The following is a 1,705-nucleotide window of genomic DNA, read 5'->3' on the forward strand; positions in this document are numbered from 1 at the left end:
TGTTGGACGACTCTCTGTGTGAGCACGTAGGTGGGGGTTCGCGACAGCGTCGGTGAACATGGGTGCTGGTTTCGCTGGGCAGTCTGATCTCGCTTCGTGTGCGACGACACCGTGGACACGAAGCGGAGAGGCGCCGAGTGCTCATCGTCGATACCGATGTCCTGCTGGTGGATCGGCAGCTGCGGGAAGGCCGGCTGACGTGTCCGTCCTGCGGGGCGGTCCTGGCGCCGTGGGGACATGGCCGGCCCCGGGAGATCCGGGGTGATCTGGGGGCCCGGCTGTTTCTGCGGCCGCGCCGGACACGTTGTTCGGGCTGCAAGGTCACGCACGTGCTGCTGGCCCAGGTGTTTTGGCCGCGGCGGGCGGATGCGGCCGAGGTGATCGGGGCCGGGCTGGAGATAGCCGCGTTGGGCATGGGGCACCGCCAGGTCGCCGCCGTTCTGGGCAGGGCCGAGGGCACGGTCCGTGGCTGGTTGCGGGCGTTCGCCGGGCGGGCGGAGACCGTGCGCCGCCACTTCACCGTCGCTCTGGTCGCGCTCGCCGATGACCCGGTGATGCCGGATGCGGCACCTTCGACGCTCGCCGATGCCGTCTCGGCGGTCGCCGCCGCCCATCAAGCGGCCTCGGCCAGGTGGCCGCAGATGCTCACCGTGTCGCGGTGGGAGTTCGCCGGCCGGGCGATGGGCGGCAGGGTCCTGACCTCTTCTTCTATCGCTATTTGATCAACACGGGCCGCCCCTGGGCGGGATCGGGAGGTGTCGGGAGTCTTGATCGCGTCCGCCGACTGAGCGGCGGGCTCTGTTCGAGACGCGAGGTGGGTTGCCTATGTCACCGAGTGAGGACGAGGACCGTCGCCGGGCGGAGCGGGCCCGGCTGGTGGGCCTGTTCCGCTACGGCCTGGTCCAGGACCTGATCGACCCGAAACTCACGACACGCCAGCGCGGGAAACTCGCGCGGGAGCTGGCGGAGAAGGAACACACCGACCCGTTCGGCCGGCAAGTACGGGTCACCCGCGGCACGCTGGACCGTTGGACTCGTCACTACCGCGCGGGCGGGTTTCCCGCGCTGGTGCCGGCCCCGCGGCAGGTCACCCCGCGGACGCCGGTGGAGGTGCTGGACCTGGCGGCCGCGCTCAAGCGGGAGAACCCGGGCCGCACGGCGGCCCAGATCCAGCGGATCCTGCGGACGACGCAGGGCTGGTCACCGACCGACCGCACGTTGCAGCGGCACTTCGCCGGCGCCGGCCTGACCGGCACCGGCGAAGGTGGCCGCCCCGGTGTGTTCGGGCGTTTCGAGGCCACCCGCGGCAACGAGTTGTGGACCGGCGACGCCTTGCACGGGCCGAAGATCGGCGGCCGGAAGACGTACCTCTTTGCTTTCATCGACGATCATTCGCGGGCGATCGTGGGGCACCGGTTCGGGTTCGCGGAGGACACCGTCCGTCTCGCCGCGGCCCTGCGGCCCGCACTCGCCGCACGAGGGGTCCCCGAATCGGTCTACGTCGGCAACGGGAGTGCCTTCGTCGACACGTGGCTCTTGCGGGCCTGCGCGTCCTTGGCGATCCGGCTCACGCACTCGAAGCCGGGACGGCCGCAGGGCAGGGGCAAAATCGAACGGTTCTTCCGCACCGTCCGGGACCAGTTTCTCGTCGAGCTCGACGACAAGAGGGTCGGTGAAATTGAGCATCTGGGTGAGCTGAACAGGC

General features: G+C 70.2%; 2 protein-coding genes. Both read left to right on the plus strand.

Annotated elements, in window-relative coordinates:
• Positions 1–137 precede the first annotated feature (137 nt).
• Positions 138–722 (plus strand): DUF6431 domain-containing protein, encoded by a 585-nt coding sequence (locus tag ACIBEA_RS44510; RefSeq protein ID WP_399270281.1) that lies wholly within the window; start codon positions 138–140, stop codon positions 720–722.
• 103 nt (positions 723–825) lie between these two features.
• The coding region (locus ACIBEA_RS44515) for a DDE-type integrase/transposase/recombinase (protein ID WP_399270283.1) at positions 826–1,705 on the plus strand (880 nt) is incomplete at its 3' end.

The sequence above is a fragment of the Streptomyces sp. NPDC051555 genome (assembly GCF_044454405.1).
GTDB lineage: Bacteria > Actinomycetota > Actinomycetes > Streptomycetales > Streptomycetaceae > Streptomyces.